The 24,459-nt window shown below is 61.8% G+C and carries 27 protein-coding genes; 17 read left to right on the top strand and 10 right to left on the bottom strand.

Translation table 11 applies throughout. The features are described from left to right. Positions 1-3 precede the first annotated feature (3 nt). The 4 genes from fabF to fabD form a co-directional block, all read right to left on the bottom strand. Complete coding sequence (gene fabF, locus CO657_RS05615; RefSeq protein WP_003587507.1) at positions 4-1,266, bottom strand: beta-ketoacyl-ACP synthase II; 1,263 nt, start codon at positions 1,264-1,266, stop codon at positions 4-6. A gap of 93 nt (positions 1,267-1,359) precedes the next feature. Then, complete coding sequence (locus CO657_RS05610) at positions 1,360-1,596, bottom strand: acyl carrier protein (protein WP_003547058.1); 237 nt, start codon at positions 1,594-1,596, stop codon at positions 1,360-1,362. Positions 1,597-1,882: 286 nt separating this feature from the next. Next, the gene (fabG, locus tag CO657_RS05605; protein WP_003587508.1) at positions 1,883-2,620 is read right to left on the bottom strand and encodes a 3-oxoacyl-[acyl-carrier-protein] reductase; all 738 of its coding nucleotides are present in this window, start codon (positions 2,618-2,620) and stop codon (positions 1,883-1,885) included. A 38-nt stretch (positions 2,621-2,658) separates the two neighbouring features. Next, positions 2,659-3,603, bottom strand: coding sequence for an ACP S-malonyltransferase (fabD, locus tag CO657_RS05600; protein WP_054181785.1), 945 nt, complete (start codon positions 3,601-3,603; stop codon positions 2,659-2,661). Between the two features lie 213 nt (positions 3,604-3,816). Between fabD and CO657_RS05590 the strand changes: the two genes are divergently transcribed. From CO657_RS05590 to CO657_RS05565, 6 genes are all read left to right on the top strand, one after another. Next, the gene (locus CO657_RS05590; RefSeq protein ID WP_054181784.1) at positions 3,817-4,860 is read left to right on the top strand and encodes an aldo/keto reductase; all 1,044 of its coding nucleotides are present in this window, start codon (positions 3,817-3,819) and stop codon (positions 4,858-4,860) included. A 315-nt stretch (positions 4,861-5,175) separates the two neighbouring features. Beyond that, the gene (gene rpsF / locus CO657_RS05585) at positions 5,176-5,643 is read left to right on the top strand and encodes a 30S ribosomal protein S6 (protein ID WP_003574183.1); all 468 of its coding nucleotides are present in this window, start codon (positions 5,176-5,178) and stop codon (positions 5,641-5,643) included. A 14-nt stretch (positions 5,644-5,657) separates the two neighbouring features. After that, entirely contained in the window at positions 5,658-5,906 is a 249-nt protein-coding gene (gene rpsR / locus CO657_RS05580) for a 30S ribosomal protein S18 (RefSeq protein ID WP_003547038.1), read from the top strand. A 149-nt stretch (positions 5,907-6,055) separates the two neighbouring features. Next, entirely contained in the window at positions 6,056-7,042 is a 987-nt protein-coding gene (locus CO657_RS05575; protein WP_054181783.1) for a DUF2232 domain-containing protein, read from the top strand. Positions 7,043-7,063: 21 nt separating this feature from the next. Further along, complete coding sequence (rplI, locus tag CO657_RS05570; RefSeq protein ID WP_003587512.1) at positions 7,064-7,642, top strand: 50S ribosomal protein L9; 579 nt, start codon at positions 7,064-7,066, stop codon at positions 7,640-7,642. Positions 7,643-7,970: 328 nt separating this feature from the next. Further along, complete coding sequence (locus CO657_RS05565; protein ID WP_054181941.1) at positions 7,971-9,467, top strand: replicative DNA helicase; 1,497 nt, start codon at positions 7,971-7,973, stop codon at positions 9,465-9,467. A 178-nt stretch (positions 9,468-9,645) separates the two neighbouring features. Here CO657_RS05565 and CO657_RS05560 read toward each other — a convergent pair whose 3' ends face one another. From CO657_RS05560 to CO657_RS05550, 3 genes are all read right to left on the bottom strand, one after another. Further along, positions 9,646-9,948, bottom strand: a complete 303-nt coding sequence (locus CO657_RS05560) for an AzlD family protein (protein WP_054181782.1) — start codon at positions 9,946-9,948, stop codon at positions 9,646-9,648. Then, positions 9,945-10,664 carry an AzlC family ABC transporter permease gene (locus CO657_RS05555; RefSeq protein WP_054181781.1) on the bottom strand — a complete coding sequence of 240 codons (720 nt, stop codon included), beginning with the start codon at positions 10,662-10,664 and terminating at the stop codon, positions 9,945-9,947. Before CO657_RS05555 ends, CO657_RS05560 begins: the two co-directional genes overlap by 4 nt. Positions 10,665-10,731: 67 nt before the next feature. Further along, the gene (locus CO657_RS05550) at positions 10,732-11,553 is read right to left on the bottom strand and encodes a helix-turn-helix transcriptional regulator (protein WP_003587517.1); all 822 of its coding nucleotides are present in this window, start codon (positions 11,551-11,553) and stop codon (positions 10,732-10,734) included. 190 nt (positions 11,554-11,743) lie between these two features. Here CO657_RS05550 and alr point away from each other — a divergent pair, with 190 nt between their 5' ends. Beyond that, entirely contained in the window at positions 11,744-12,910 is a 1,167-nt protein-coding gene (gene alr / locus CO657_RS05545; protein ID WP_054181780.1) for an alanine racemase, read from the top strand. Positions 12,911-12,918: 8 nt separating this feature from the next. Here the strand turns inward: alr and CO657_RS05540 are convergent, their stop codons facing one another. Then, complete coding sequence (locus CO657_RS05540) at positions 12,919-13,554, bottom strand: LysE family translocator (RefSeq protein ID WP_054181779.1); 636 nt, start codon at positions 13,552-13,554, stop codon at positions 12,919-12,921. A gap of 163 nt (positions 13,555-13,717) precedes the next feature. On the opposite strand from CO657_RS05540, the gene radA reads away from it, so the two are divergent. From radA to CO657_RS05520, 4 genes are all read left to right on the top strand, one after another. Then, positions 13,718-15,118 carry a DNA repair protein RadA gene (gene radA, locus CO657_RS05535; RefSeq protein WP_003587521.1) on the top strand — a complete coding sequence of 467 codons (1,401 nt, stop codon included), beginning with the start codon at positions 13,718-13,720 and terminating at the stop codon, positions 15,116-15,118. 90 nt (positions 15,119-15,208) lie between these two features. Then, complete coding sequence (locus CO657_RS05530; protein WP_003587523.1) at positions 15,209-15,826, top strand: CvpA family protein; 618 nt, start codon at positions 15,209-15,211, stop codon at positions 15,824-15,826. Positions 15,827-15,976: 150 nt separating this feature from the next. Next, positions 15,977-17,467, top strand: coding sequence for an amidophosphoribosyltransferase (gene purF / locus CO657_RS05525; RefSeq protein WP_003587524.1), 1,491 nt, complete (start codon positions 15,977-15,979; stop codon positions 17,465-17,467). Between the two features lie 79 nt (positions 17,468-17,546). Further along, a complete protein-coding gene (locus CO657_RS05520) occupies positions 17,547-18,287 on the top strand; it encodes an SDR family NAD(P)-dependent oxidoreductase (protein WP_054181778.1) in 741 nt (246 codons plus the stop codon). Between the two features lie 36 nt (positions 18,288-18,323). Here CO657_RS05520 and CO657_RS05515 read toward each other — a convergent pair whose 3' ends face one another. Together CO657_RS05515 and CO657_RS05510 are read right to left on the bottom strand one after the other, a co-directional pair. Continuing rightward, complete coding sequence (locus tag CO657_RS05515; protein ID WP_012557156.1) at positions 18,324-18,905, bottom strand: hypothetical protein; 582 nt, start codon at positions 18,903-18,905, stop codon at positions 18,324-18,326. A gap of 39 nt (positions 18,906-18,944) precedes the next feature. Continuing rightward, positions 18,945-19,694 carry a glycoside hydrolase family 25 protein gene (locus tag CO657_RS05510; protein WP_197283862.1) on the bottom strand — a complete coding sequence of 250 codons (750 nt, stop codon included), beginning with the start codon at positions 19,692-19,694 and terminating at the stop codon, positions 18,945-18,947. 288 nt (positions 19,695-19,982) lie between these two features. Here CO657_RS05510 and cysS point away from each other — a divergent pair, with 288 nt between their 5' ends. The 6 genes from cysS (at position 19,983) to pip (ending at position 24,380) form a co-directional block, all read left to right on the top strand. Then, the gene (gene cysS / locus CO657_RS05505) at positions 19,983-21,374 is read left to right on the top strand and encodes a cysteine--tRNA ligase (RefSeq protein WP_054181776.1); all 1,392 of its coding nucleotides are present in this window, start codon (positions 19,983-19,985) and stop codon (positions 21,372-21,374) included. Between the two features lie 247 nt (positions 21,375-21,621). Next, positions 21,622-21,990, top strand: coding sequence for an endonuclease domain-containing protein (locus CO657_RS05500; RefSeq protein ID WP_012557153.1), 369 nt, complete (start codon positions 21,622-21,624; stop codon positions 21,988-21,990). Then, entirely contained in the window at positions 21,987-22,463 is a 477-nt protein-coding gene (locus CO657_RS05495; protein WP_012557152.1) for a GFA family protein, read from the top strand. Before CO657_RS05500 ends, CO657_RS05495 begins: the two co-directional genes overlap by 4 nt. Further along, positions 22,460-22,948, top strand: coding sequence for a GFA family protein (locus CO657_RS05490; RefSeq protein ID WP_054181940.1), 489 nt, complete (start codon positions 22,460-22,462; stop codon positions 22,946-22,948). Before CO657_RS05495 ends, CO657_RS05490 begins: the two co-directional genes overlap by 4 nt. Next, on the top strand, positions 22,945-23,421 hold the full coding sequence (locus CO657_RS05485; protein ID WP_054181775.1) for a GFA family protein: 477 nt from the start codon (positions 22,945-22,947) through the stop codon (positions 23,419-23,421). Before CO657_RS05490 ends, CO657_RS05485 begins: the two co-directional genes overlap by 4 nt. Then, positions 23,418-24,380, top strand: coding sequence for a prolyl aminopeptidase (gene pip / locus CO657_RS05480; RefSeq protein WP_012557149.1), 963 nt, complete (start codon positions 23,418-23,420; stop codon positions 24,378-24,380). Before CO657_RS05485 ends, pip begins: the two co-directional genes overlap by 4 nt. Positions 24,381-24,459 lie beyond the last annotated feature (79 nt).

Genomic DNA, 24,459 nt, shown 5'->3' with positions numbered 1-24,459 from the left:
CCCCTATTGCGCGTAACGGCGCAGGACGAGCGACGCGTTCGTGCCGCCGAATCCGAACGAGTTGGACAGCGCCACATTGATTTCCCGCTCGCGCGCCTTGTGCGGAACAAGATCGATCGCCGTCTCGCGTTCGGGATTGTCGAGGTTGAGCGTCGGCGGCGCGACATTGTCACGGATGGCGAGCGTGGTGAAGATCGCCTCGATCGCGCCGGCGGCACCGAGAAGGTGTCCTGTCGCCGATTTGGTCGATGACATGGAGATCTTCGACGCGGCATTGCCGACCAGCCGCTCGACGGCGCCGAGCTCGATCGTGTCGGCCATGGTCGAGGTGCCGTGGGCGTTGATATAATCGATATCGGCCGGCGTCAGCCCGGCGCGCTTCAGCGCCATCGCCATGCAACGGCCGGCGCCCTCGCCGTCTTCGGACGGCGCGGTGATGTGATAGGCGTCGCCCGACAGGCCGTAGCCGACGATTTCGGCGTAGATCCTGGCGCCGCGCGCCTTGGCGTGTTCCAGTTCCTCGAGCACGACGATGCCGGCGCCCTCGCCCATGACGAAGCCGTCGCGGTCGCGGTCATAGGGGCGCGAAGCCTTCTGCGGGTCGTCGTTGTGCTGGGTCGACAGCGCCTTGCAGGCGGCAAAGCCGGCGAGCGAAATGCGGCTGACGGGGGATTCCGTGCCGCCGGCGACCATGACGTCGGCGTCGCCGAGCGCAATCAGCCGCGCGGCATCGCCGATCGCATGCGCGCCTGTCGAGCAGGCGGTGACGACCGAATGATTGGGTCCGCGCAGCTTGTGGCGGATCGACACCTGGCCGGAGACGAGGTTGATCAGGCGGCCGGGAATGAAGAAGGGGGAGATGCGGCGCGGGCCCTTGTCGCGCAGGGTGTAACCTGCTTCGACGATGCCTTCGATGCCGCCGATGCCGGAGCCGATCAGCACGCCGGTGGCGATCTGGTCCTCATCGGTCTCGGGATGCCAGCCGGCATCGGCAAGCGCCATATCGGCGGCGGCCATGCCGTAGATGATGAAGGGGTCGACCTTGCGCTGCTCCTTCGGCTCCATCCACTGATCGACATTGAAGGTGCCGTCGGTGCCGTCGCCGATGGGGATACGGCAGGCGATCTTGGCGGGAAGGTCGTCGACCTCGAATTCGGTGACGAGGCGGGCGCCGTTCTGACCGGCAAGCAGCCGGGACCACGTCACCTCGGTTCCGCATCCCAAGGGTGATACCATGCCGGTACCTGTTATGACGACACGTCTCATCGCGTGCTTTCCCCCGTCTGTTATGTTCTATGGAGAAATATGCCGAAAAGAAAAGGGCGGACTCCAGGCCCGCCCTTTCTCAAAATTACAGAATCAGGCCTGGGCCTTCTCGATAAACTTAACGGCATCGCCGACCGTCAGGATCGAGTCAGCAGCGTCGTCGGGAATTTCAACGCCGAATTCTTCTTCGAAAGCCATGACCAGTTCGACCGTGTCGAGCGAGTCAGCGCCCAGATCGTCGATAAAGCTGGCGCTCTCGACGACCTTGTCGGCATCGACGCCAAGATGATCAATAACAATTTTCTTTACGCGTTCTGCGATATCGCTCATGTCGGTTTCCTCGACCTTATGTCCTGATCGGAATGCCGTTGCGGCACCCCTACCCTGTTTCAGCCTGCGATGTTTTCAGACATCCTCGGCAAACTCGTTTACCCGGCTTCAGAGATGTCCCAGGCTTGCGAAAAGCCCGCCGGTCCGTCTGCTTTCTCGGGACGACTGTTGACAGTCATGGCCCGCTTAACATGCTTTAGGTCCGCCGCAAAGCGAGAAAATCAACGGTTCGTGATTGCTCAACATGCTATTGGCGGAAATACTCCCATGCCAGCGGTTTGTCGTTTCAGATCATCGCCATGCCGCCGTTTACGTGCAGCGTCTGGCCCGTCATATAGGCAGCCTCGGAGGAGGCAAGATAAGCGACCGCCGAAGCAACTTCACCGCCCGTGCCCATGCGCTTCATCGGGATCGCCCCCATGATCGCTTCCTTCTGCTTGTCGTTCAGCTTGCCGGTCATGGCGCTCTCGATGAAGCCGGGCGCCACGCAGTTGACCGTCACGTTGCGGGTGGCGATTTCCTGGGCGAGCGACTTGGTGAAGCCGATCATGCCGGCCTTGGAGGCGCAGTAATTGGCCTGGCCGGGATTGCCGGTGACGCCGACGACGGAGGTGATGTTGATGATGCGGCCATAGCGGCGGCGCATCATCGGATGCGTCAATTCGCGCGTCAGGCGGAAGGTCGACGTCAGGTTCACTTCGAGAACCGCGTCCCAGTCTTCGTCGCTCATGCGCACGAACAGGCCGTCCTTGGTGATGCCGGCATTGTTGACCAGAATATCGACGCCTTCGAGTTCGGCCTCGGCCTTCTGGCCCAGCGCCTTGACCTCATCGCGGTCCGAGAGGTTTGCCGGGAAGATCTTGACGCGCTCGCCAAGATCGGCCGCCAAGGCTTCCAGTTTCTCGACGCGGGTGCCGTGCAGGCCGACGATAGCGCCCTGCTTATGGAGAAGGCGGGCGATTTCCTCGCCGATACCGCCCGATGCGCCGGTGACGAGAGCCTTGCGGCCAGAAAGATCGAGCATGGAAACGTTCCTTATATCTGGATATCTGGAAAAACCAATCAGGCCATGAGGGCGGCGACGGCCGCGTCGATATCCGCCGGACCGTTGACGGAGATGCCGTTGATCGTCTTGTCGATGCGGCGGGCAAGACCGGTCAGCACCTTGCCGGAGCCGAGTTCGTAAAGCGTGGTGACGCCATTGCCAGCGAACCATTCCACCGTCTCGCGCCAGCGGACCTGACCGGTCACCTGCTCGACCAGCAAGTTGGCGATCTCGTCGGCTGTGGTTACGGGCACGGCGCGGACATTGGCAATAACGGGCACGACGGGATCTGATTTGGCGACCTTTGCCAGTGCTTCGCGCATGGCGTCGGCGGCAGGCGCCATCAGCTTGGAATGGAAGGGTGCGGAGACCGGCAGCAGAATGGCGCGCTTGGCGCCTTTGTCGGTGGCGAGGCCAGCAGCTTTTTCGACGGCTGCCTTCTCGCCCGAAATGACGATCTGGCCGCCGCCATTGTCATTGGCGATCTGGCAAGCGCCGGTTGCCGCAGCCTCTTCGCAGACGGCAACGACATCGGCATGTTCGAGACCGATGATCGCGGCCATGGCGCCGACGCCGACGGGGACGGCCGCCTGCATGGCATTGCCGCGGATGCGCAGCAGCCGTGCCGTGTCAGCGAGCGAGAAGGTACCGGCCGCGCAAAGGGCAGAATATTCGCCGAGCGAGTGGCCGGCGACGTAGGCGACCTTCGACTTCAGATCCAGTCCCTTGGCCTCAAGAACGCGGACGACGGCGATCGAGACGGCCATGAGCGCCGGCTGGGCGTTCGCCGTCAGGGTCAAGGTCTCCTCGGGACCGTTGAACATGACGTCGGAAAGCTTTTCACCGAGCGCCTCATCGACCTCGTCGAAAACGGCGCGGGCTTCCGCGAAATTCTCGGACAGATCCTTGCCCATGCCGACGGCCTGACTGCCCTGACCGGGAAAAGTGAAAGCAATGGTCATTCTCGTGTCCCTGGCTCTTGCCCCTGATTGCGCCCCTTGAGGCTGTTTTGCCTCCAATTGACATTCTTTCCGGCAGAGTCAAGTGGCGGCTCATTCTCCGCAAAGCCTTTCGCACCGGCATAAAAGCCCGGTTTTTACTCTTGCGCTCCGCCAAATCCGGCCTAGATTTGCCCGGTCCTTCCCAAGGCTTCAGCTCTCTCCCAAGGTTTTCTCATGAAGTACAATTCACTCGGCCGCACCGACATTTCCGTTTCAGAAATCTGCCTTGGCACCATGACCTGGGGTTCGCAGAACAGCGAAACCGACGCGCATGCGCAGATGGATTACGCCGTCGAAAAGGGCGTCAACTTCTTCGATACAGCCGAACTCTACCCGACCACCCCGGTTTCGCCGGAGACACAGGGCCGGACCGAAGACTATATCGGCAGCTGGTTCGGCAAATCAGGCAAGCGCGGAGATATCGTGCTTGCGACCAAGGTCGCCGGCCGCGGCCGCGAGTATCTGCGCGGCGGCGAAGGTGCGGATGCCAGGAATATCCGGCTGGCGCTCGAGGCCAGCCTCAAGCGGCTGCGGACGGACTATGTCGACCTCTACCAGATCCACTGGCCGAACCGCGGCCATTTCCATTTCCGCCAGAACTGGAGCTACAATCCGTTCAACCAGGATCGCGACAAGGCCGTCGCCAATATGCTCGACATTCTGGAAACGCTCGGCGCCCTGGTGAAGGAAGGCAAGATCCGGGCGATCGGCCTTTCCAACGAAACCACCTGGGGCATCCAGAAATATCTGACGCTGTCGGAACAGAAGAGCCTGCCACGTGTCGCCAGCGTCCAGAACGAATATAATCTGCTCTACCGCCATTTCGACCTCGATCTGGCCGAGCTCTCGCATCACGAGGATGTCGGGCTGCTCGCCTATTCGCCGCTCGCCGGCGGCATCCTGTCCGGCAAATATGTCGATGGCGCCAGGCCGAAGGGCTCGCGCGGCTCGATCAACCACGATATCGGCGGCCGCCTGCAGCCGCTGCAGGAGCCGGCGACCAAAGCCTATCTGGGGATCGCGGCAAGATATGGCCTCGACCCGGCGGCCATGGCGCTCGCCTTCTGCCTGTCCAGGCCCTTCATGGCCTCGGCCATCATCGGTGCGACGTCGATGGAGCAGCTGAAAGTCGATATCGGCGCGGCCGACCTGACGCTTTCGGCAGAGGTACTGGCGGAGATCGCCAAGGTGCACCGGCAGTATCCGCTGCCGCTCTGATCCTGATCCTCTCGTCCGGCCCGACGCTGCCGATCGGCCTGCGTCGGGCTTGCATGTCCGATTGGGCTTGCCTTCCCGTGAAAAATCCGTATAAGCCGCCCTGTTCGTTAACCCGGTCTTCTGGCTGGTGGCTGAACGGAGGGCCGGTTTCCTCTTGGAAATCGTTCGGAACGGAAGCGTTCCAGCCTCCCGTGTCTCCGCTCTCGACCGTCTCGGAAAACGCTTTCTTGCCTGGGTCCGCCCAATCAGGAGCAGTCGTTGAGGCTTAGCCGCCGAATATCGGGTTGAACCAAACGCAAGAAAGGCAAAGCTGTCATGGCTCTTTATGAACATGTATTCCTTGCCCGGCAGGATATTTCCGCTCAGCAGGTCGATGCCCTCGTAGAACAGTACAAGGGTGTGATCGAAGCTAACGGCGGTAAAGTCGGGCGTATCGAGAACTGGGGCCTCAAGTCCCTCACCTACCGCATCAAGAAGAACCGCAAGGCGCACTACGCCCTGATGGACATCGATGCACCGGCTGCTGCCGTCCAGGAAATGGAACGTCAGATGCGCATCAGCGAAGACGTTCTTCGCTACATGACGATCGCCGTCGAAAAGCATGAAGAAGGTCCGTCTGCCATGATGCAGAAGCGCGACCGTGACGACCGTCCGCGCGAAGGCGGCCGTGGCCCGCGTGAAGGCGGCTTCGGCGATCGTGACCGCGGCCCGCGTCCGCCGCGTGAAGGTGGCTTCGGCGACCGTGAAGACCGTCCGCGCCGTCCGCGCGAAGACCGCGTATAAGGGAGATCCAAGATATGTCTGAAACTTCCTCCGCTCCGGTCCGCCGCCCGTTCCATCGCCGCCGCAAGACCTGCCCGTTCTCCGGCGCCAACGCGCCGCGGATCGACTACAAGGACGTACGTCTGCTGCAGCGCTACATTTCCGAGCGCGGCAAGATCGTTCCGTCGCGCATCACGGCCGTTTCCCAGAAGAAGCAGCGCGAACTCGCCCAGGCGATCAAGCGCGCCCGTTTCCTCGGCCTGCTGCCCTACGTCGTCGCCTAACAGAATATGTGACCCCCGGATTCCTAATCTTGGGGGTTGCTTCCCTTCCGCGATGGGCGTGGATCGGAACTCTTAAAACCCATGTTGAGACGTTTCTGAATTCGATTCAGAAACATCCTCTAACTGCTTGATGAAGCAGGACAGCGACCTTGAACCGACCGAACCTTAAAACGCTGCTGATCGGCGCACTCGCCGGATTGACCGCCTTCCTGCTAATGCTGGGGGCGAGCATGCAGCCGTCGTTTTTCAGCGCGCTGCTCTATACGGCCTCGGCGCTGCCGATCCTGCTCGTCGGTCTTGGCTGGGGCAACGCCGCCGCCATCGCCGCCGTCGTCACCGCAGCGGCGCTCGGCGCGGCCCTCTTCTCCCCTTCTTTCGCGCTGATCATGACGCTGGTGACGCTCTTGCCGGCCGGCTGGCTCAGCCATCTCGCCAATCTCGCGCGTCCCGCTTCCGAACTCGGCGGCCCCGACCATCTGCTTGCCTGGTATCCGCTCTCCGATATCCTGCTGCATCTCTGCGGCCTGGTGACGCTCGCCGTCATCGTCATCGGCGTGATGATCGGCTACGGGCCTCAGGTCACCGATCAGATCGTCGATCTGCTGATCGCCTCGGTCAAGGAACAGCAACCGGAATTCATGCCCGATCCGGCGGCGACCGCGCAGACCAAATCGCTGATCGTGCTGATGCTGCCGGCTTTGCAGGGCGGCATGTGGGTGAGCATGCTGTTTGCCGCCTATTATTTCGCCGTGCGCATCGTCGCAGCGTCCGGCCGCGGCCTTCGCCCGCGCGAGGACATCCCCTCGTCGCTGCGCATGAACCGCAACTCGATCTTCATCTTTCTCGCCGGGCTTGCCGCCTGCTTCTTCGGCGGCGTGCCGGTGCTGGTCGGCGCGACCGTGACCGGCACCTTCGGCGCCGGCTTCATGCTGTCCGGCTTCGCCTCGCTGCATTTCCGCACCCGCGGCAAGGACTGGCGTTTGCCGGCCCTCATCCTCAGCTACCTGGCTTCGATGCTCATGCTCTTGCCAGCTCTCCTCATCCTCGTCCTCGGTCTCAGCGATACGCGCAAGGCGATCGCGCTGACCCCGACGAAAGATGCCGATGCCCCCAAACAATCCGATACGAAAATCTGAGACACAGAAAGGCAAAAGAAAATGGACGTCATCCTTCTCGAACGCATCTCCAAGCTCGGCCAGATGGGCGAAACCGTAAAGGTTCGCGACGGCTTTGCTCGTAACTACCTGCTGCCGCTCGGCAAGGCGCTGCGCGCCAACGCCGCCAACAAGACCCGCTTCGAAGCCGAGCGCGCGACGCTCGAAGCCCGCAACCTAGAGCGCAAGTCGGAAGCCCAGAAGGTCGCCGACGTTCTCGACGGAAAGTCCTTCATCGTCGTGCGCTCCGCCGGCGAAACCGGCCAGCTCTACGGCTCGGTCGCTGCCCGTGACGTCGTTGAAATTCTCGCCGCCGAAGGCTTCAACATCGGCCGCAATCAGGTTCACCTCAACACGCCGATCAAGGCGATCGGCCTGCACAAGGTCGAGCTGCAGCTGCATGCCGAAGTCGAAATCCATGTCGAGCTGAACGTTGCTCGTTCTGCCGAAGAGGCAGAGCGCCAGTCCAAGGGCGAAGAACTCACCTCGGTCGACGCCATCTACGGTGTCGACGAAGACGCTCTGCGTCCGGAAGATTTCTTCGATCCGGAAGCCGACGGCGTCGACGAAGACGAAGCATAATATCGCCGGAGCAATCCGCGACAGGAGCCCGGCCATCGCGCCGGGCTTTTTCGTTGGGGATTTTCCGGATGTTTTTGCTGCGTGCCTTATGGCATCGCGCTAAAATAACGTTCTCCGAAACGGATGGGCTGAGTCGGCACCATGCCGTGTCATACGGGTGACACTGACAGTATTTCTCCTTCGTGTTGCCCGGGACTGTGGAGAAGTCGAACAACGTGCACAGCGTTCAGGATTTAAGCGAAGCGAGCGCCTGCTCCTTTCGCAGCCTCTTGATTTTCGCGTCCGGAATTGCAAATCCGGAACTGGAAAAAAGACAGAACGGATGATGATGAACGACGCCGCTCGAAAGATTGCAGCCGTTGCCCCCTCGGAGCAGCATTATCGCGAAGCACCCAACAATATCGAAGCCGAGCAGGCGCTTCTGGGTGCCATCCTGATGAACAACGACGCCTATTACCGGGTGTCAGACTTCCTGAAGCCGATCCATCTTTACGAACCGCTGCACCGGAAGATCTTCGAGGTTTCCGGCGATATCATCCGCATGGGCAAGATCGCCAATCCGGTGACGATCAAGACCTTCCTGAAGGCCGACGAGAAGGTAGGCGACATGACGGTGTCGCAATATCTGGCGAGCCTCGTCAGCAACGCCGTCACCGTCATCAATGCCGAGGATTACGGCCGGGCGATCTACGACCTGGCACTGCGACGGGCGCTGATCACCATCGGCGAGGATGTCGTCAACATCGCCTATGACGCGCCGCTCGACATGCCGCCGCAGTCGCAGATCGAGGATACCGAACGCCGCCTCTTCGAACTGGCGGAAAACGGCCGCTATGACGGCGGCTTCCAGGCCTTCAACGATGCGGTTGCGCTGGCGATCGACATGGCGGCCGTCGCCAAGGAACGCGACGGCGGGCTTTCCGGCATTTCCACCGGCATCCATTCGCTGGATTCCAAGATGGGCGGCCTGCAGCGTTCGGACTTGATCGTGCTTGCCGGACGCCCCGGCATGGGCAAGACCTCGCTTGCGACCAACATCGCCTACAATATCGCGGCGGCATATGAGCCAGACATTCAGGCAGATGGCTCTACAAAAGCGAAAAACGGCGGCGTCGTCGGCTTCTATTCGCTCGAAATGTCGTCGGAACAGCTTGCCACCCGTATCATCTCCGAGCAGACGGAAGTCTCCTCCTCGAAGATCCGCCGCGGCGACATCAACGATGCCGATTTTGAAAAGCTCGTCGCCTGCTCGATGATGATGCAGAAGGTGCCGCTCTATATCGACCAGACCGGTGGTATCTCGATCGCCCAGCTTTCGGCGCGCGCGCGCCGTCTCAAGCGTCAGCGCGGCCTCGACGTGCTGGTGGTCGACTACATCCAGCTGATGACCGGCTCGGGAAAATCCAGCGACAACCGCGTGCAGGAAATCACCCAGATCACCACCGGCCTGAAGGCGCTGGGCAAGGAGCTCAACGTTCCGATCATCGCGCTCTCGCAGCTCTCGCGCCAGGTCGAAAGCCGCGACGACAAGCGGCCGCAGCTTTCCGACCTTCGCGAATCCGGCTCGATCGAGCAGGACGCCGACGTCGTGCTCTTCGTGTTCCGCGAGGAATACTACGTCAAAAATTCGGAGCCGCGCGACCTCAACGATCCGAAATATCCGGAATGGGAAGCCTTGTTCGACAAGGTGAAGGGCACGGCCGATGTCATCATCGCCAAGCAGCGTCACGGGCCGACAGGCACGGTGAAGCTCGCCTTCCAGTCGGAATTCACTCGTTTTGCCGATCTCGCCGATCCTTCCTTCACCCATTACGAGGAACATTGACGCGGTTTCCCGCGTCAATGTTCCATGGGCGCAATTCCGGGCGCAAAACCGCTGCACACTTTTGCTGAATTGCTCTAAAGCGCGTCGCATCAAATTTGATTCATGCGACGCGCTTTAGCTCTTTGTTTTGATGCATGTCGTTATCCCGGAACCGCTGCACACTTCCGGGCGACATGCATTAGAGACCTGCTGCCCGCAACAGGGCAACCGTTGCGACGCCGATCACGACGCTTGCAAGCATCGGCAGATGGCGTGCGGCGACGGCAGTTACCGTGCAGGCCAGCGTCTCCGCCCAACCGACCGCAAAGGCGGTCGGGGCGATGACGGCCATCAGCACGGCCGGCGGAATGGCTTCGATCGCCGTTCTCCGCCGCTCGTCCATCTCTATGTAACGGATCAACACGAGGCCGCTAACGCGGGTGAAGACCGTTGCGGCAGCCATCGCGAGGATGGCGATAAGGGTGTTGATGTCGAGCGTCATGCCGCTTGCTCCCGCGCCCTGCCTTGCCAGAGGGCCATTGCTAGCCCGGCCAGCGCACCGGCGGCGATATACCAGACCTCGGGCACGAAGTGATGAACCGCAACGGAGGCGGCACCGCTTGCCGCGAGGACGGCGCCTGTTTCCGGACCCTTCCAGAAGCCCATGACGAGCACGACGAAAACCGCCGGAAAGGCGAAGTCGAGACCGATGACGGCAGGATCGCCGAGAAATGCGCCGAGCAGAGCGCCCGTCAGCGACGAGCCGACCCAGGTGAGGTAGAAGGGCGCGACGATGCCGGCATACCAGGCGGGTGTCAGTCGGGTGCTACCAGCGCGGAATTCCGCCATGGCCCAGAGCTCGTCGGCGAGGAAGAGCATGGCGATATAGCGTTTGATGCCAGGGAAGGACTGCATTTTCGTGCCGATCGACGCGCTCATCAGCACGTGGCGGATATTGACCAGCAGGGCGGCGAAGCCGACGCCGATCCAGCTTGCCGGATGCGTCCAGATGTCCATCGCCACGAATTGCGAGCCGCCCGCAAAGACAAGTGCGCTCATCAGCGTCGTCTCCAGCGGCGAAATGCCCTTGGTGGCCGCGACCGCGCCGAAGACGAGGCCGATCGGCAAGACAGCGACGACAAGCGGAAAGATGGCGCGCATTCCGGCGAGAAATTCGCCGATAAGAAATTCACCGGATGGCCGGCTGTGCTGCAACATGGCAACCTCCTGATCAAGATCGCGGAGGGTTAGCCCAGCCCGCCATGGCTGTATTGAACGAAAGTGATCAGCCGGTGCGGAATTGGCCGGGGGTTACGCCCGTGCGCGCCTTGAAGTGCCGGGTAAAATGCGCCTGATCGGCAAAACCGCATTCAAGCGCAATATCGGCCGGCATGTGCCCCTGCCGCAGCAGGCGGCGGGCCACCTGCACGCGCCGATCGGTGAGGAAGGCATGCGGGGTGATGTGATATTCCTTGCGGAAGGCGCGGATGAGGTGAGCGCGGCTCAATCCCGCCACGCCGGCCAGTTCCTCGAGGCCGACATCGCTGTCGAAATTCTCGATGAGGTATTCGCGGGCGCGGGCGACCGCGCTTCGTTCCTGCGTATCGACAGGCACGACGATCGTGCTGCCGTGGCGCGCAAAGATCGCCGCCAGCACCGAGAACATGCTTTCATCGGCCTCCAGCGCGCCTGCTCCCCTTTCGAGCGTGCGGTGGGCGGCATGAAACGCATTGGCAAGTTGCGGATCGCGCGGCAGCGCACTGGAAAAAGACGGCGTCGCGTGAAAGGCCTTGCCCGTGACATCCTCCAGAATATCGACGAACAGCTTCGTATCCGGATAGATCATGCGATAGCGATAGCCTTCTCCGCCGGGCGTGCCATCATGAACGACGCCGGGATCGATGAGATAAAAATCACCCGGGCCGGTTTCCTCTTTCCTGCCGCTGAGAGTAGCGATCTGGGTGCCGCTTTCGATCGCGCCGATGCTGAACGTATCGTGCGCGTGCGGCGCGTATTCGTGCGTCAGGAAAGTGGCGCTCAAGCACTCCATATCGCGGAAGCGGCCATCCCGCCAGAAGCGAGCCGTTTCCACGTTGGCAAGCGGCATGGCGTCTGCCGCCTCTTTCTGCGATACGTTGTGCATCCGATAAGATTAACGCCGAAGCCAGCATGCGTCTTGAACAAAAGTGATCGTGCAAGAAGCAAAGGGTGGTATGTGGCTGCCTGCGCTTTCCCTTAACCGCAATGCTCTCTAGACTGGTCCCAAGCGGTTTCCTTCCACTATTTCACGGCGATTCATGACAGATTTTCCTATTCCCTTCGAAGACGACGATCTTTTTGCTTCCGCGGGCCTGCGGCTGACCGTCGATCTGACCGCGCTGACGGAGAACTGGCGCGACATGGCGCAACGCTCCGGTGCGGCGCGTGCTGCTGCCGTCGTCAAGGCGGATGCCTATGGCATGGGCATCGAGGATGCCGGTGAATCGCTCTATATGGCAGGCGCCCGCGACTTCTTCGTTGCGACCGTCGACGAGGGCGTGACACTTCGCCTCTATGCGCCGGACGCCCGCATCTTCGTCCTGTCAGGCATATGGCCGGGCACCGAGCGGCGCTTCTTCGACAATGATCTGGTGCCGGTGATTTCCTCCGACGAGCAGCTTGCCTTCTGGATGGCCGTGCTTGCCGATTACGGCGACTACCCCTGCGCGCTGCATGTCGATACCGGCTTCAATCGGCTGGGACTGCACATGGACGATGCGATCGCGCTCGCCGACGACGTTTCGCGGCCGGCGAGCTTTGCGCCGGTGCTTGTGATGAGCCATCTTGCCTGCGGCGACGAGCCCAGCCATGCGATGAACCGGCAGCAGCTCGAATCATTCCGCAGGGTTAGCGCCGCCTATGAAGGTATCGATTCAAGCCTTGCCGCCTCGGCCGGCATTTTCCTTGGCGAGGATTATCACTTCGACCTGACCCGTCCCGGCATCGCGCTTTATGGCGGCGAAGCGGTCTGCGGCCTGGCCAATCCGATGCGGCCTGTTGCAACCGCGGAAGCGCGCATCATCCAGGTGCGCAGCGTCGAGGCCGGCGAGACCGTCAGCTATGGGCGCGCGCTGCAGCTTCGCCGCAAAAGCCGGCTGGCGATCGCTTCGGCCGGCTATGCAGACGGTTACATGCGCGGGCTGTCGAGCGGCGGCGTGCCGCTGCGCCAGGCCGTGCCGCAGGGCGGGCAAGGCTTCATCGCCGGACACAAGGTGCCGGTCGCCGGCCGGATCACCATGGACTTGACGATCTTCGATATCACCGACCTGCCCGAGAACGCCGTGCGCGCCGGCGATTATGTCGAGCTGTTCGGAAAGAACATGCCGCTGGACGATGTGGCGCGGGCGGCGGGCACGATCGGATACGAGATCCTGACCAGCATGGGGCTGCGCCACGAACGGCGCTATGTCGCCGACGAGGAATAGCTTCCCCGTCAGCGGCTGCTCAGCGCCAGCCGGACACCGAGCGCCAGGAAAAGCGCGCCGAGGCCGCGATCGAGCCATAACCCGATTTTTTTATTGTGCCTGAGCGCATCGGCAAGCCGCCCTCCGAGAAGGACGAGCGGCGGTTCGATGAAGGCGGCGACGACGATGATGAGCCCGCCATGCAGCATGAGCTGGGCCCATGCCGGCCCTGCCCCTTCGACGACGAATTGCGGCAGGAAGGCCAGGAAGAAAATCGCCACCTTCGGATTGAGCAGCGACACCAGAATTCCCTGCCGGTAGATTTTCGACGCCGGCAACTTTTCACCGGCAGCCTTTATCAGGCCATTGCCGCCACCGGCGCGCAGAGCCTGGATTCCCAGCCAGACGAGATAGGCAGCGCCGGCCCATTTGACCGCGGAAAAAGCGACTGAGGAAGCGGCGAGCACGGCGGAAAGGCCGAGCGCTGCCATCAGAACATGCAGGCAGGCGCCGGACCAGACGCCGAACAGTGCGGAAAAACCGGCGCGTTTTCCACCTCTCATCGTGTGACCGAGGATGAAGGCGATGTCGGGCCCGGGCGACAGGTTGAGCAGAACCGCCGCCGAGAGAAATGCAAACCAGTGCGCGAGCGAATAATCGAACATCTTCCACCGTTCAGGATGAGCAGGGGCAAAGGATAGGCACGGAGGCGCTGATGGGAAAATCATTAGTTTTGATCCTTCGCGATAGCCATTATCTCAGGCACGACAATGATTCGATGAAGCACGCATCTGCTTCACTCGAGACCCCGGACTGAAAGAGTATTTGATGGCCAAGGCCAGGACACAATTCATCTGCCAGAATTGCGGCACGGTTCATAACCGCTGGGCCGGCAAGTGCGAGAACTGCGGCGAGTGGAACACCATCGTCGAAGAAGATCCGATGGGCGGGATCGGCTCCGGTCCCGGCAAGACGCCGAAGAAGGGCCGGCCGGTGGCGCTGACGGCGCTGTCGGGCGAGATCGAGGAGGCGCCGCGCATCCATACCGCCATGTCGGAGCTCGACCGGGCGCTCGGCGGCGGCTTCGTGCGCGGGTCGGCGGTGCTGATCGGCGGCGATCCCGGTATCGGCAAATCGACGCTGCTGATGCAGGCGGCGGCCGCCCTTGCGCGGCGCGGCCACAAGATCATCTACGTTTCCGGCGAGGAAGCCGTCGCCCAGGTCCGGCTGCGGGCGCAACGGCTTGCGGCGGCCGATACCGACGTGATGTTGGCGGCGGAAACCAATGTCGAGGATATTCTGGCGACGCTTGCCGAGGGCAAGCGTCCTGACCTCGTCATCATCGATTCCATCCAGACGCTGTGGAGCGAACTTGCCGAATCCGCCCCGGGAACGGTGACGCAGGTGCGCACCGGCGTGCAGGCGATGATCCGTTTCGCCAAGCAGACGGGGGCCGCCATGGTGCTCGTCGGGCATGTGACCAAGGACGGGCAGATCGCTGGCCCGCGCGTCGTCGAGCATATGGTCGATGCCGTGCTCTATTTCGAGGGCGATCGCGGCCATCACTACCGTATCCTGCGAACGGTCAAGAACCGCTTCGGCCCGACCGACGAGATCGGCGTCTTCGAAATGTCGGACAAGGGACTGCGCGAGGTCGCCAACCCCTCCGAACTCTTCCTCGGCGAGCGCAACGAAAAATCGCCGGGTGCAGCCGTCTTCGCCGGCATGGAGGGCACGCGCCCGGTGCTGGTCGAAGTCCAGGCGCTGGTGGCGCCGACCTCGCTCGGCACGCCGAGGCGCGCCGTGGTCGGCTGGGATTCGGCCCGGCTGTCGATGATCCTGGCGGTGCTCGAAGCCCATTGCGGCGTCAGGCTCGGCCAGCACGACGTCTATCTCAATATCGCCGGCGGCTACCGCATCACCGAACCGGCGGCCGATCTCGCCGTCGCCTCGGCGCTCGTTTCCTCGCTTGCCGGTATTGCCCTTCCCGCCGATTGCGTCTATTTCGGCGAAGTCAGCCTGTCGGGCGCCATCCGGCCGGTTGCGCACACCGCCCAGCGCCTCAAGGAAGCCGAGAAGCTGGGCTTTTCCGCAGCATTGCTTCCGTCCGCCTCCGCCGAACTGCCGAAGGGTTCCGGCGGGCGCTGGAGCGAGGTCGAAAGCCTGCCGGATCTGGTTGCGCGCATCGCCGGGTCGAAGGGAGCGCTGCGTGTGGAAGACGAGGTTTGATCCTTTCATTGCCAAGATTGGTGATGATATAGGAGGCACACGATAAGGCACGACACGGCCGCCCAGCGGCAGTCCTGGAGTTGAATTTACATGCCCATTACGATTTTCGACGGTATTGTCATCGGCGTCGTGCTCTTCTCCGCCGTGCTGGCGATGGTCCGCGGCTTTTCGCGCGAGATCCTCTCGATCGCAAGCTGGGGCGGTTCGGCGGCGGCGGCCTATTACCTCTATCCGTACCTGCTGCCCTATGCGAAGAAATATACCGATGACGACCGCATCGCGATCGTCGGTTCGGCAGCGGTCGTCTTCCTGATCGCGCTCATCGTCATTTCCTTCATCACCATGAAGATCGCCGATTTCATCATCGACAGCCGCGTCGGCGCGCTCGACCGCACGCTCGGCTTCCTGTTCGGGGCAGCGCGCGGCGTGCTGCTGCTGGTCGTCGCGGTCGCCTTCTGGAACTGGCTGGTCGATGTCGACCACCGCCCGGCCTGGGTCAACGAAGCGAAGTCGAAGCCCTTCCTGGATTCGATGGTCGTAAAGCTGAAATCGGTTCTGCCGGAGCAATTTGCCCAGATGATACCGGCGAGCATCCGTGATAAGCTTCAGCCGCCGGCACAGGGCGCTGAAGGCACCAATCCGCCGACGGGCGACCAGGCGCCGGCGGAAGACGCACCGACAGCGCCTGCACAGCAGCCGGCGAATTGACACAGTGTTCAAGAGCTTGACCTGCCATCCGGCAATTGCCATTTGAGCGGGACGTGAAATGAGGGGTCCGGCCGGGCATTCCAGCTCTGTCGGGCTTCAACTATTTCTGGAAATGCCGATCCATTCTTGTGAGAGCAGAGGCCCGCAGAAATGAACCAGTCCCATTCCTTGCCCACCGACGATCCGCTCGACGGAGATACGCTGCATGAAGAATGCGGGGTTTTCGGAATTCTGGGACATCCCGATGCCGCGGCACTGACGGCTCTCGGCCTGCATGCTCTGCAGCATCGCGGGCAGGAAGCGGCCGGCATCGTCTCCTTCGACGGCAAGCGCTTCTACCAGGAGCGCCATATGGGCCTCGTCGGCGACCACTATACCAATCCGATGACACTCGCCCGCCTGCCCGGCAGCATATCGATCGGCCATACGCGCTACTCGACAACCGGCGAAGTGGCGATGCGCAACGTACAGCCGCTCTTTGCCGAACTTGAGGAAGGCGGCATCGCCATTGCCCATAACGGCAATTTCACCAACGGCCTGACGCTGCGCCGCCAGATCATCGCGACCGGCGCCATCTGTCAGTCGACCTCCGATACCGAAGTGGTTCTCCACCTCATCGCCCGCTCGCGCCACGCCTCCACATCCGACCGCTTCATCGACGCCATCCGCCAGATGGAGGGCGGCTATTCGATGCTCGCGATGACGCGCACCAAGCTGATTGCCGCGCGTGACCCCACTGGCATCCGCCCGCTTGTGATGGGCGAACTCGACGGCAAGCCGATCTTCTGCTCGGAAACCTGCGCGCTCGACATTATCGGCGCCAAGTTCATCCGCGATGTCGAAAATGGCGAGGTCGTCATCTGCGAAATCCAGCCCGACGGCTCGATCAGCATCGATGCGCGCAAGCCCGGCAAGCCGCAGCCGGAGCGCCTCTGCCTGTTCGAATATGTCTATTTCGCCCGGCCCGACTCAGTCGTCGGCGGCCGCAACGTCTATACGACGCGCAAGAATATGGGCATGAACCTCGCCAAGGAATCGCCTGTCGAGGCCGACGTGGTCGTGCCGGTGCCGGATGGCGGCACGCCGGCGGCGCTCGGCTATGCACAGGAAAGCGGCATTCCCTTCGAATACGGCATCATCCGTAACCATTATGTCGGCCGCACCTTCATCGAACCGACCCAGCAGATCCGCGCCTTCGGCGTGAAGCTGAAGCATTCCGCCAACCGGGCGATGATCGAAGGCAAGCGCGTGGTGCTGGTCGATGATTCCATCGTGCGCGGCACGACGTCGCTGAAGATCGTGCAGATGATCCGTGAGGCCGGCGCGCGCGAAGTTCATCTCCGCGTCGCCAGCCCGATGATCTTCTTCCCCGACTTCTACGGCATCGACACGCCCGATGCCGAAAAGCTCTTGGCCAACCAGTATGCCGATGTCGAAGCCATGGCCAAATATATCGGCGCGGATTCGCTTGCCTTCCTGTCGATCAACGGGCTCTACCGCGCCGTCGGCGGCGAGGATCGCAATCCGGCCCGCCCGCAGTTCACCGACCATTACTTCACCGGTGACTATCCGACCCGCCTGCTCGACAAGAATGGCGAGTCGATGGGCAACAAGCTTTCGATGCTTGCCAGCAACGGCTGAGCCGCTTCCGTTTTGACTTTCCTATCAGGGGCGCTTATTGCGCCCCTTACCTTTTCAAGCACAGCCGGGACCGGAGCAGATGAACATCAATCTTGAAGGCAAGATCGCGCTGGTAACAGGCGCATCGCGCGGCATCGGCTATTTCACGGCGCTGGAGCTTGCGAAAGCCGGCGCCCATGTGATCGCTTGCGCCCGCACGGTCGGCGGGCTCGAAGATCTCGACGACGCGATCAAGGCGGTCGGCGGCACGGCGACGCTGGTGCCCTTCGACCTGGCCGACATGAACGCGATCGACGCGCTCGGGGGCTCGATCTTCGAACGCTGGGGCAAACTCGATATCCTCGTCGCCAATGCCGGCGTGCTCGGCGTCATCTCGCCGATCGGCCATATCGAGGCGAAGGTGTTCGAGAAGGTGATGACCATCAACGTCACCGCGACATGGCGGCTGATCCGCTCGGTCGACCCGCTGCTCGCCCGCTCGGATGCCGGCCGCGCCGTCATCCTCTCATCGGGTGCCGCCCATAAATGCCGCCCCTTCTGGAGCGCCTATTCAGCCTCCAAGGCCGCCGTCGAGGCGCTGGCCCGGACCTGGGCCGGCGAAAGCCAATCGACGCCGTTGCGCATCACCACCGTCGATCCCGGTGCGACCCGCACGGCGATGCGCGCCCAGGCGGTGCCCGGCGAAGATCCGCAGACGCTGCCGCATCCTTCCGAGGTCGCCAAGGCGATCCTGCCGCTGCTCGGCCCCGGCGTGACCGAGACGGGCAAACTGTTCATCGTGCGGGACAATAAGCTCGCCGATTACCGGCTGCCGGAATAATGTTAATTCCTGATACCTCGTACAGACGAATCGTTTTCAGGCAATTCTTTCGATCCGACAGCGTTCCAAAAGCGGATAGCTTTCAATAAACGGCTTAAGGCGCGATAGCATCGTGTCGAAATCACTTCCATATATGTAGAGTGCTGTATTCTGCGGGCCTTGCCAATTGCTGGCTACCATACCTTCCGCTTCGAGAAGCCGCCCGAATTCTGCCACGACATGGTTGATATCGCACGTCTCGTAAACAGCGGCCGACAGATCAGTGCCGTTGACGTAGATCGCTAGGCCATGCTGGCGTCCGAAATTGACGCTCCTTTGCTGATCCGGGATATGTAATATCGATCCGACCGGCGCAAGCATTGATTCCAAGACTTTGGTCAGCAGCGTGAGCTTGGCATCCGTGGGATCGTCGACCTCGATTTCGATGTCACATTGCTGAATCTCGCCGCTTGAGGCTTGCAGAGTGCCGCCTCCGACCACCCTCATGCCGTGCTTTTGCTTCTCCATAAAGGCGTCTAAGGCGTCTTCCAGCTCACCCCTATCCATAGGTTGGAGGCGGGCATTCAGTGAGGCGACAACAACTATCTTGCTGCCGCTTCGTTTAAAAAAGCCAAACATTCTCACCCCAACACGGTAGTCGATGTTACGTTAGACGCCTCAATTGGACGCAATGGCCGGGAACAGATGTGCGAAGCCTGTCTCCGACGGGCAAAACGCATTGAGATCCACCGCTCCCTGAATGCCGTCGACAGTGCCGTTGTCGGCAAATTGCCAGATCGACCAACGACCGCAACCTTCCTGCGCCGGCTCCTGAAAGACGCTCCGCAGCCAGAGGTAATGGTCGGGGAAGCGTGATTCATTGCCTTTCAGATATTGATCGTAGAATTCCTGGGTGACGTAGAAAATCGGCTTTTCCGGAAAAGCGCCCTTCAGCTCGGTGAAGAAGGCGTTCACTTCAGTCGCCATTTCCTCGACGGTCGGGACCTTGTTGCAATTGCCGACGAACTCCAGATCGACAGTGATGGGCAGAGTTCCCGGCTGCTTCGGCACGGTCGCCAGGACATTCTGCGCCTGATCCTTGCCCGGGCGGCAGAAGGTGAAAAAATGATAGGCGCCCCTGACCATGCCGGCATCGCCGGCGCGCTGCCAATTGTCGGCGAACCTCGAATCCTTGTGATCTCCGCCTTCGGTCGCCTTCATGATTGCGAAACGGACGTTCGGCTGCGAAGCCACCGTCTTCCAATCGATATCACCCTGGTGATGGCTGACATCGATGCCCTGGATCGGATAGCGGCTCAAAGATGGATTGTTGAAGCGAAGCATGCCGAAATCGTATGCGAAATATGCGGCGGATGCGACTGCCAGAATTACAGTCGCTCCAATCGTCCATCGGCCCATTCGTCTCACGCATTTCCCCCTATTTTCAGTCGCTTCGCCCCTGCTTAGAAATGATTTGTGCCGCGAAAATGGCGGACGAGCCGTGCCGCCGGGATCGTTCCTCGCCCCTCTTGACCAAACGTCATTCCCACGCCATAAAACGCGGCATGAAAACGGTTATCTGCATTATCTGCGGAAAGATTATTCGCTAGCGCCAGCGCTGGCCCGGCCGTTTTCGTCTCCCAAATAGTCAAGATGCGAAACGCCCCGGTCCGCCGGTCGCGATATTTTTTCTGATTGTGCTTATGGGAGAGTGGAATGGGCGGCATGCCGGAACTGAAGCTGTACAATACGCTGACACGGGAAGAAACGGTCTTTGCGCCGATCGATCCGGACAATGTCCGCATGTATGTCTGCGGCCCGACCGTCTATGATTTCGCTCATATCGGCAACGCCCGCCCGGTCATCGTCTTCGACGTGCTGTTCCGGCTGTTGCGCCATGTCTATGGCGAGGATCACGTCACCTATGCCCGCAACATCACGGATGTCGACGACAAGATCAATGCGCGGGCGCTGAGGGATCATCCGGGCCTGCCGCTCAATCAAGCGATCCGGGCGGTCACCGAAAAGACCGAGACGCAATTTCACGCCGATGTCGCCGAACTCGGCTGCCTGGAGCCAAGCGTCGAGCCGCGGGCGACCGACAATATCGTTGAGATGACCGAGATCATCGAGAAGCTGATCGGCAACGGCCATGCCTATGTCGCAGCCGGCGAAGTGCTGTTCGACACCAAGTCCATGGCGGATTACGGCCAGCTTTCGAAGCGCCCGCTCGACGAGCAGCAGGCCGGCGCCCGCATCGCCGTCGACGCGCACAAGAAGAACTCCGGCGATTTCGTGCTGTGGAAACTGTCGAGTCACAATGAACCCGGCTGGGAGAGCCCGTGGGGCCGCGGCCGGCCGGGCTGGCATATCGAATGCTCGGCGATGAGCAAGCGCTATCTCGGCGACGTCTTCGACATTCATGGCGGCGGGCTGGACCTGATCTTCCCGCATCATGAAAACGAGATCGCCCAGTCGCGCTGCGCCCACGGCACCGAGGTGATGGCGAATATCTGGATGCATAACGGCTTCCTGCAGGTGGAAGGCCGCAAGATGTCGAAATCCGAAGGCAATTTCGTTACCATCCACGATCTGCTGCACACCCAGATTTTCGGCGGCCGCAAATGGCCGGGCGAAGTGCTGCGCCTTGCCATGCTGATGACGCATTACCGCGAGCCGATCGATTTCTCGATCAAGCGGCTTGAGGAAGCCGAACGCCTGCTCGCCAAATGGCCGGCGACGGAGCCCGGCGATGCCGAACCTGACGAGACCGTGCTGAACGCACTCGCCGACGACCTCAACACGGTGGCGGCGGTGCAGGCCTTGCACGCACTGGCGCAAGCTGCCCATACGGATCCCGCCGCCGGCGCCCGTTTTGCCGCAACGGCTGCCCTCCTCGGCCTGCTGCCGAAGAAAGCCGAAATCGACGAAGCCGTCGCAGCGGCGGTCGATGCGCTGGTCGCCATGCGTCTTGAAATGCTGAAGGCGAAAAACTTCGCCGAGGCCGACAAGATCCGCGACGAACTGACGGCAAAGGGCATCCAGCTGAAGGACGGCAAGGATGCGGCGACCGGCGAGCGGGTGACGACCTGGGAGGTCAAGCGGTAGGATGGGTTGGTCGGCGACGCATACCCCCCTCTGCCCTGCCGGGCATCTCCCCCACAAGGGGGGAGATCGGCAAGACGCGCCGGCTTCCCAAGATATCGACCGCGCGCCAAGTGGCTTCGGCCGTCTGAGGCGTATGATCGGGGCGAGCGGCCACTCCTATCCGATCTCCCCTCTTGTGGGGGAGATGCCCGGCAGGGCAGAGGGGGGTGCCGCCGCCGCTCCGTCACGTCATAGCGAAAGGCAAGCCATGCCGCATGCACCAGTTCCGCCTCAACGGCGGGCGAACGCCCGGCGTATGCGCAAAACTCTGACCGACGCAGAATTGAAACTCTGGAACGAGTTTCGCGCCCATCGCCTGATGGGCCTGAGCTTCCGCAGACAAATGCCGATTGCCGGCTATATCGTTGACTTCGCATGCCCAGTCCATCGCCTTATCGTCGAGATAGACGGTTCGCAGCACGCCCTTGCCTCGAACATCTCTTACGATGAGATCAGAACTCGACGTCTCCAAACGGCTGGCTGGACGGTTCTGCGCTTTTGGAACGGCGATATCCTCCGGGATATCGATAATGTGTGCACCCATATCATTCGCACCACCGGAAAGGACCTGCCATGACCACCTATACCGGCGGCTGCCAGTGTGGTGCGGTGCGTTTTCGCGTCAATGGCGAACTCAAGGATTCGTCGATCTGCCATTGCCGCATGTGCCAGAAGGCGTTTGGCGCCTATTATGCGCCGCTGGTCTCGGTGCGCGGCGCCGATTTCGCGTGGACGCGCGGCGAGCGGAAGAAGTTCCGCTCTTCCAACTTCGTCGAGCGCGGCTTCTGCGGCGATTGCGGCACGCCGCTCTCCTACGAGGCGCCTGACGGGGTTGCGATTGCCGCAGGCGCCTTCGACGATCCTTCGGCGCTTCCGCCGGTGGTGCAATATGGTATCGAGGGTAAGATCGGCTTCGTCGATCAGCTGCACCAACTGCCGGGGCACCGGACGGAAGAGGATGCGCAAGCCGCGCCCTTCGTGCTCGAACTCGTCTCCTACCAGCATCCCGACCATGAGACGCAGGCATGGCCAACCAAGGAGCCCAGATGACAGCGGACGCGGACAGAAACGGCGGGTGCCAGTGCGGGGCGGTGCGTTACCGCGCCGAAGGCGAACTCGGATATCCCCATCTTTGCCATTGCCGCATGTGCCAGAAAGCGGCCGGCAATTATTTCATGCCGCTTGGCGGCGTGAAGCACAGCAATTTCACCCTGACGCGCGGCGCGGCGAAATGGTTCCATTCCTCCGACCTCGTCCGGCGCGGTTTCTGCGGCGATTGCGGCACGCCGCTGTTCTACGATATTCCTGGGACGGATTTCATCAACATCACACTCGGCTCGCTGGATGATCCCGACGCGGTCAAGCCGGTGATGCAATCGAACACAGGCCGCAAGATGTCCTGGTTTCACGCGCTCGACGGCCTGCCGGTGGAACCGGAGCCCGAAACGCCCGACCGCGAGGACGCGATTGCGGCAAGCAACCATCAGCATCCCGACCACGACACGAAAAGCTGGCCCCTCGGAGAGACCTCATGACGGACACGATCAAGACAGGCGGATGCCAATGCGGCGCCGTGCGCTTCCGCATCTCGGGCAAGTTGGGGCGACCCTCGATCTGCCATTGCCGCATGTGCCAGAAGCAGTTCGGCGGCTTCTTCTCGGCGCTGGTCACGGCACCTGAGGAAGGGATGGATTGGACGCGCGGCGCACCGAGCTACTTTCAGTCCTCGGTCAATATCGAGCGCGGCTTCTGCAGCAATTGCGGCACGCCGATGACCTATCGTCATCCGGGCGGGCTGGAGCTGGCGATCGGCACTTTCGACGACCGCGGCGATCTGGCACCGCAGATCCAGGTCAATTACGACGCCCGCCTGCCCTGGGTCGAGGAAATCTTCGAGGCGCCGGTGCTGAAGGATCAGGATTTCTACGCACGGCAGGAAGCGATCATCTCCTTCCAGCATCCCGATCACGATACTGCAGTCTGGCCCGCGAAAGGCGTGAAAATATGACCGAGAGACTGCGCACGCTCTATCCTGAAATCGAAGCCTATGCTTCAGGCCATCTCGATGTCGGCGATGGTCATGTGATCTATTGGGAGCGCTCGGGAACGCCTGGCGCCAAGCCCGCCGTTTTCCTGCATGGCGGCCCCGGTGGCGGCTTCTCGCCCGTCCATCGCCGGCTTTTCGATGCCGCCCTCTACGACGTCATGCTGTTCGACCAGCGCGGTTGCGGCAGGTCGACGCCGCATGCGGAACTGAATGCCAATACGACCTGGCACCTCGTCGCCGATATCGAGCGGCTGCGGGAAATGGCCGGCGTCGACAGCTGGCAGGTGTTCGGCGGCTCCTGGGGTTCGACGCTGGCGCTCGCCTATGCCGAGGCGCATCCGGAGCGCGTCTCCGAACTCATTCTGCGCGGCATCTATACGCTGACCAAGGCCGAGCTCGACTGGTACTATCAGTTCGGCGTCTCGGAAATGTTCCCGGACAAATGGGAGCGCTTCATCGCTCCCATTCCGCCGGAGGAGCGGCATGAGATGATGCATGCCTATCATCGCCGCCTGACACATGAGGATCGGTCCGTGCGCCTTGCCGCCGCGCAGACATGGAGCATCTGGGAAGGCGAAACGATCACGCTGCTGCCTGAGCCTTCGACCAGCGGCAAGTTCGAAGAACCGGAATTCGCCTATGCATTTGCGCGCATCGAGAATCATTTCTTCGTCAATGCCGGCTGGATGGACGAGGGACAGCTGATCCGCGATGCCGGCCGGCTGAAGGATATTCCCGGCGTCATCGTACATGGCCGCTACGACATGCCCTGCCCGGCCAAATACGCCTGGCTGCTGCACAAGGCCTGGCCGAAGGCGGAATTTCACCTGATCGAGGGTGCCGGCCATGCCTATTCGGAGCCCGGCATTCTCGACCGGCTGATCCGGGCGACGGACAAGTTTGCCGGGAAACCCGACTGACTGTCCTGGCTAAGGCGCCCCTCACCCTAGCCCTCTCCCCGCGCGCGGGGAGAGGGGACGTGCCTTGCGATACGGTGCG

Source organism: Rhizobium acidisoli (assembly GCF_002531755.2).
In the GTDB taxonomy this organism is placed as follows: Bacteria; Pseudomonadota; Alphaproteobacteria; order Rhizobiales; family Rhizobiaceae; genus Rhizobium; species Rhizobium acidisoli.
This window is presented reverse-complemented; position numbering and strand designations above follow the sequence as displayed.

Coding starts and splice junctions, on each gene's coding strand:
- pip (WP_012557149.1), top strand. CDS start 23,418: ATGACCGAGAGACTGCGCACGCTCTATCCTGAAATCGAAGCCTATGCT.
- fabF (WP_003587507.1), bottom strand. CDS start 1,266: ATGAGACGTGTCGTCATAACAGGTACCGGCATGGTATCACCCTTGGGA.
- fabG (WP_003587508.1), bottom strand. CDS start 2,620: ATGCTCGATCTTTCTGGCCGCAAGGCTCTCGTCACCGGCGCATCGGGC.
- rpsR (WP_003547038.1), top strand. CDS start 5,658: ATGTCTGAAACTTCCTCCGCTCCGGTCCGCCGCCCGTTCCATCGCCGC.
- CO657_RS05495 (WP_012557152.1), top strand. CDS start 21,987: ATGACCACCTATACCGGCGGCTGCCAGTGTGGTGCGGTGCGTTTTCGC.
- CO657_RS05520 (WP_054181778.1), top strand. CDS start 17,547: ATGAACATCAATCTTGAAGGCAAGATCGCGCTGGTAACAGGCGCATCG.
- CO657_RS05590 (WP_054181784.1), top strand. CDS start 3,817: ATGAAGTACAATTCACTCGGCCGCACCGACATTTCCGTTTCAGAAATC.
- CO657_RS05540 (WP_054181779.1), bottom strand. CDS start 13,554: ATGTTCGATTATTCGCTCGCGCACTGGTTTGCATTTCTCTCGGCGGCG.
- CO657_RS05560 (WP_054181782.1), bottom strand. CDS start 9,948: ATGACGCTCGACATCAACACCCTTATCGCCATCCTCGCGATGGCTGCC.
- purF (WP_003587524.1), top strand. CDS start 15,977: ATGAACCAGTCCCATTCCTTGCCCACCGACGATCCGCTCGACGGAGAT.
- alr (WP_054181780.1), top strand. CDS start 11,744: ATGACAGATTTTCCTATTCCCTTCGAAGACGACGATCTTTTTGCTTCC.
- CO657_RS05555 (WP_054181781.1), bottom strand. CDS start 10,664: ATGTTGCAGCACAGCCGGCCATCCGGTGAATTTCTTATCGGCGAATTT.
- CO657_RS05500 (WP_012557153.1), top strand. CDS start 21,622: ATGCCGCATGCACCAGTTCCGCCTCAACGGCGGGCGAACGCCCGGCGT.
- CO657_RS05565 (WP_054181941.1), top strand. CDS start 7,971: ATGAACGACGCCGCTCGAAAGATTGCAGCCGTTGCCCCCTCGGAGCAG.
- CO657_RS05610 (WP_003547058.1), bottom strand. CDS start 1,596: ATGAGCGATATCGCAGAACGCGTAAAGAAAATTGTTATTGATCATCTT.
- rpsF (WP_003574183.1), top strand. CDS start 5,176: ATGGCTCTTTATGAACATGTATTCCTTGCCCGGCAGGATATTTCCGCT.
- CO657_RS05490 (WP_054181940.1), top strand. CDS start 22,460: ATGACAGCGGACGCGGACAGAAACGGCGGGTGCCAGTGCGGGGCGGTG.
- radA (WP_003587521.1), top strand. CDS start 13,718: ATGGCCAAGGCCAGGACACAATTCATCTGCCAGAATTGCGGCACGGTT.
- CO657_RS05530 (WP_003587523.1), top strand. CDS start 15,209: ATGCCCATTACGATTTTCGACGGTATTGTCATCGGCGTCGTGCTCTTC.
- fabD (WP_054181785.1), bottom strand. CDS start 3,603: ATGACCATTGCTTTCACTTTTCCCGGTCAGGGCAGTCAGGCCGTCGGC.
- rplI (WP_003587512.1), top strand. CDS start 7,064: ATGGACGTCATCCTTCTCGAACGCATCTCCAAGCTCGGCCAGATGGGC.
- cysS (WP_054181776.1), top strand. CDS start 19,983: ATGGGCGGCATGCCGGAACTGAAGCTGTACAATACGCTGACACGGGAA.
- CO657_RS05485 (WP_054181775.1), top strand. CDS start 22,945: ATGACGGACACGATCAAGACAGGCGGATGCCAATGCGGCGCCGTGCGC.
- CO657_RS05550 (WP_003587517.1), bottom strand. CDS start 11,553: ATGCCGCTTGCCAACGTGGAAACGGCTCGCTTCTGGCGGGATGGCCGC.
- CO657_RS05515 (WP_012557156.1), bottom strand. CDS start 18,905: ATGTTTGGCTTTTTTAAACGAAGCGGCAGCAAGATAGTTGTTGTCGCC.